Here is a 4,636-nt window from a genome sequence, read left to right as displayed (position 1 = left end):
AGTTGCCGTCCGGACCAATCCATTATTGGATGCGTTAAAATCCTTCACCATTCTATCCCATGACTCACAACCTGCCGACAACGCGACAAGCAGCAGAATTATGATTGTTGCAATAGCTTTTTTCATTTCTCATTCTCCTTCCCGGCTTCCGCCGCCTTCACCAGATTCTCACAAATATTCCCTACAACTTCCCCGATAACATCAACATAATCCGGGATCACTTCCGCGTATAAATTGCCTGTGAATTTTGGATCGACAAGAGCAAACCCAGCGCCCATATACTTAACCATTAAAAATTTCTTTGGCGCCTTACCTTCATCAAATTTCAGAATGTCCCCCTCGTAAATCTCCCGGCCGTTTTTGTCTTTTAATCCGGTGTATTGCATAATATTTTCGAAAAATCCCGTTATATCCGCATTTCCGTAATATACCCTTCCATCAAAACCAATTGCATTTAAAGAGTTGTATTCCATTTTTTTAAGTGGAGCATTCCACGCTCGAAACTTAATCTCTCTCATCCGTTCTACCTCCCATCATTTCACCCTTTGAAATCTATTCACATCATCAATATTCATTTGATAGTCAGCCTCCCGGACGGCTGCAGCGAATGATTCAATCCCTTTTTCCCAAAGGCCGTGACGCTCAATGATTTCGGAAAACTCTTCAACGTCATGCTCGCGAATCCCCCAACTGTCGGGATCGTCTACGCGTCCATACACAGTGACCCACTTGCTTGAATCTTTCGGATCCGGTTCCTCCCATTCCGCGCGGGTAAAATGACAAAGTTCATGATCTACCAGGGCGGCGCGCTGTTCCTCCGTCATCGTCCTCCATGCTTCCTTATTGATAAATACAAATAGCATGTAATCAGTCATGTGGCGCTCAAAGGCCGTGCATTTTTTCGCCTTCCCAGCCCACTTGCTGCTACCTTCCCGGATGTAAAAACCGATGTGTTCCTTTGCATCTTTTAAATGTGGGTGATGTTTATCAATTAAACTTTCGGCCAGCTGCCGCACCTCTTGTGATTCTTCAAAACCTACAAATGCCATGGGTCATTTTCCCCTTTCAATCAATTTCTTTTTGAATATTTCGTCTAATTCAGTTAATGAAAGCTCATACAGCTGCCGACCGTCAGGTGTTTTAAAATACCCCATTTTAAGCAGCCGCGCTTTAAGCTCGTCCTTTTTCCTTTCATAATAAAGAGCCTTCATTAATTCATTCACACAAAGCCCCCCTTTAACAGTTCCCGGGCCATGTAATGAAAATGATGATAGATATAGTTTCCGGTCGCGCTCGGGTTAATAAAAACGGTTGAGAAATTGTAACGGACTTCAAACGTTTTTAAGCTGCCAAGCAAGGACTGCGGCTTATATTGTGAGCGATATTTTCCGTTCAGTATTTTTTGATAGCCCTCCAGATCCTCCACAAGAAGAGTGAAGGGATATTTTGACGCGCGAATCAATTCATTTTCAAACCGGGAACGGTCTTTAATGGATTGAACCAGTTCATCAACACCGTTTTTCCGTTCGATAGCTGCGTTCAAATACATGTCCCGGGTGATCCCATATTCCTCGTTTTTCGGGATCATGGCGGAATAGTCGCCCGTCTTCATCCCTTTGAATTTGATGGATACGTTGTTTTTTTGGAGATAGTCAAGAACATGCTGGTTCTTTTGCTCCCTCGTATCCACAATAATGATCATGCTGTCGAGAATATTTTTCATTTCAGTATCCGAATAGTTATAGTGAATAATCGTCATGCTTTCTTCCCCTTAAAGTACGATATGGCCCTTTCATAGATTTCTAAAGAGAGCTTGTCCGTTACTTCATCCTCAAAATTCGAAACGGAGCTGTTCAGATCTCTCCAGCCGTTCCCCCAAAATAGAACAAGCAACCGCGCGGCTTTGGTTGCCGCATCCCAATCATGATTGAACCAGTCGTCTATCTTTGGATTCATTTCTTGATCTATTCCCATAAAATAATTGATGATTTTATCAATGGTCTGTTTGACTTTATGATCCTGCATTGAGTATTCACCTTTTAAATACTGGATGAGCCGTTTTTTATGTGACTGAACAAATTCCACAAGTTCTGGATAGACGTTCTCCGGATGCTCAATATAAAGGTCATCCCCATCCAGAACTAAAGGTGAACCCAAAAAGGCAAGGTCATCACAAATTTGTTTTGGATGCAAAATATCACCCGCCTTGTTGTTACTTTTGTTACTTTTTAAGTAACACGGCTCGCCCTTACTCTCCCAAGGGATTGAGCCCTTTTTGTTACTTTTGTTACTCATTTTCATATATAAAGCTATATAGAATATATATATATTTATTTTTTTATTTATTTTTTTCAGTACATGGAACAGGGGATTTAAGTAACAAAAGTAACACCATATTTTAGAAAAACTCTTAAAACCCCTATTGTATCAACGTTTATAGCTTTTTTCTCTGGATGCTTGTGACGTTACTTTTGTTACTTTTTATATCCGATGGGCTCTGACCCTGTTTAAAAAGATTTAATTGTTTATGCAAATCTCGGTTCTCTTTTATTAAACCGATCCCATCAAAATAATTTTTGTTATAATTTCCGCGATATTTTTTGAAGCCACGGATTTCCATTTGTCGATAAAATGCCCGGTTCTTCAGCTCAATTTCGTCATTTTCGAAGCACCAGTCTTTGTAATCCTTATAAAGCTCCTTTGCTTCTACCTTTGTGGTCGGATGCTGGATGCATCTTTCTTCCATATACGGACCTAGAATGTCCATATCCTCCCGATAGCCTTCCGTCGCCTTCCTGATCGCTTCCGGCTCTCCAAGGCCTTCCTTCTGCCACTTCAAACAGCCCTCAATAGCCCACCGCAGGATCCCTGGCATTTCCGCAGCCAGTTTCTGCGGAAGCTTCTTGTCTACTTTTTCTTTTGGAATTGTGACAGTAAACGGAATCAGCCGGATCCGGCGCCAAATCCCCTCATCGCTGCCTTTAACTATCGGTTTATGGTTTGTGGTAAAGAAGACTTTAAATTCGGGTGTAAACTCAAAGTATTCCTGGCGCAGAAAACGCGCTGACATCTTTTCGCCGCCGGTGATCTGCTTCACCAACGATTCAGACAGCTGCTGTCCCTCTTCACTCTCGACGGCCGACACAAACCGGGCGCCGTCCAACCTGGCAATGTCATTGTTTATGGCACTGTCATTTTTCTTCTTTATGAAGGTGTCGCTATTTGTCTGCCGCCCATAGTCCCCGAACAGGTGCTGAACAGTATTGATAAAGGTTGATTTACCATTCCGACCGTTCCCAAATAGAAAGAACATGACCTGTTCTGTGGTGTCCCCGGTCAGCGAATAGCCAATTGCCTTTTGCATGAAATCAATAATTTCATAACTTGGTGCGCCCTGGTCATCTATAAAAATACTTTCCAAGAAAGCTTTCCAGTTCGGACAGTCTGCGTCCGGTTGATAAGAGACAGGAGATATTTTTGTAAAAAGCAGATCCCGATCATGCGGCAGAAGTTCGCCTGTTTTTAGATCAATCACACCGTTATCGCAATTTAAAAGATATTTGTGGGAATCCAGTTCCTGCTTCCTCACTGAAACCATTGGCCGAACATCTAAAATTGTGTTCATCCGTATGTTGCGGCGCTCGCATTTCTTCGCCCAATCGTTCAGCTGCTTTTTTCGGAATTTGTCTTCTGTGGCCTTAGCCTCGCCGTACAACGCCCGTAATGTCTTAGCGGTAATGGCTTCAATTTTTCGTTTGCTGTCTTCTTCCCATCGCTTGCCGTTCCAGATCAGCCAGTCAAGCTCGTTACAATATCGAATATTCTTTCCGTGGTAGTAGACAATTCGTTCAGCGTTGCCGAGCTCCGTCAAATGAAACGCCGGCGGAGTGTCAATGATCTCTTCGGTATCCTCAACTTGAGAATTTTCGGGATGGGAAATATATATTTCATACGGCTGTTCCTGCTGCTCTTCCAGTAAATCAGAAATTGTCGTATGAGTAGAATAAACGGCCGCGGCAATGGTCATTTCTCCATATGTAGCGCCGTCAGATGAATGCTGTCGATCCCATTTCTCCCGAAACAACCCCGACTCCCGAAACATTGAATCCATTTTTGCGGGATCCTTATCCGTCCAGAATGCCAGGTGATTACATAAAGCCATATCTGTGGCCGAGTGATCATCATTTATCAGATGACCGTTAAACAAATCCTGAATGCTCTTCCCGTTCTTGCTGTTGAACATCCTTTCCCATATCTCCTTATTAGAGAGGTTGCTCATATCACGGAATGAAGCAGCAGGCGGGTTGGACGGTTTCGATTCTTCTTTTTTGTCCTTCAAATATTTTTCGAACAGCTCTTTGAGCTCGTCCGTTCGTTCTTCAACGGCCCCGATTCCGAGACTGTTACCGGTAAAGGTAAAATAGCGACCGTGGCGGTATACTTCCAGCCCAAGTTCAGGATTTTTTCTCCCTGTGCCCGGCCCGCGCAATGGGATCTTACCTTTTGTGATGATGTGGACTCCTTTGCCGCTGGGTGAATATTCGGTGTAACTGCTAATCGCCTGAACGATTTCCTCAGCGAACGGGGACAAGACACCGTCCTCCACACAATGATCTATGTCTATGCCGATGAACGG

At 43.4% G+C, this 4,636-nt stretch carries 6 protein-coding genes; all 6 read right to left on the bottom strand.

Translation table 11 applies throughout. The annotated features are described in order from the left end of the window. Positions 1 to 122: 122 nt before the first annotated feature. A complete protein-coding gene (locus QMZ64_RS22795; protein WP_009329247.1) occupies positions 123 to 518 on the bottom strand; it encodes a YopX family protein in 396 nt (131 codons plus the stop codon). Positions 519 to 533: 15 nt separating this feature from the next. After that, positions 534 to 1,049: a putative metallopeptidase gene (locus QMZ64_RS22790; protein ID WP_301441618.1), complete on the bottom strand. Its 516-nt coding sequence runs from the start codon at positions 1,047 to 1,049 to the stop codon at positions 534 to 536. 3 nt (positions 1,050 to 1,052) lie between these two features. Beyond that, on the bottom strand, positions 1,053 to 1,223 hold the full coding sequence (gene fbpA / locus QMZ64_RS22785) for a Fur-regulated basic protein FbpA (protein ID WP_017695850.1): 171 nt from the start codon (positions 1,221 to 1,223) through the stop codon (positions 1,053 to 1,055). Then, positions 1,220 to 1,759, bottom strand: coding sequence for an ERCC4 domain-containing protein (locus QMZ64_RS22780; RefSeq protein WP_301441617.1), 540 nt, complete (start codon positions 1,757 to 1,759; stop codon positions 1,220 to 1,222). Before QMZ64_RS22780 ends, fbpA begins: the two co-directional genes overlap by 4 nt. Then, positions 1,756 to 2,193 carry a hypothetical protein gene (locus tag QMZ64_RS22775; RefSeq protein WP_061565938.1) on the bottom strand — a complete coding sequence of 146 codons (438 nt, stop codon included), beginning with the start codon at positions 2,191 to 2,193 and terminating at the stop codon, positions 1,756 to 1,758. Before QMZ64_RS22775 ends, QMZ64_RS22780 begins: the two co-directional genes overlap by 4 nt. A gap of 241 nt (positions 2,194 to 2,434) precedes the next feature. Beyond that, positions 2,435 to 4,636 (bottom strand): phage/plasmid primase, P4 family (locus tag QMZ64_RS22770; protein ID WP_301441616.1); only part of this gene is annotated, 2,202 nt, incomplete at its 5' end.

Source organism: Bacillus sp. LB7 (assembly GCF_030449715.1).
GTDB classification, from domain to species: domain Bacteria; phylum Bacillota; class Bacilli; order Bacillales; family Bacillaceae; genus Bacillus; species Bacillus paralicheniformis.
This window is presented reverse-complemented; position numbering and strand designations above follow the sequence as displayed.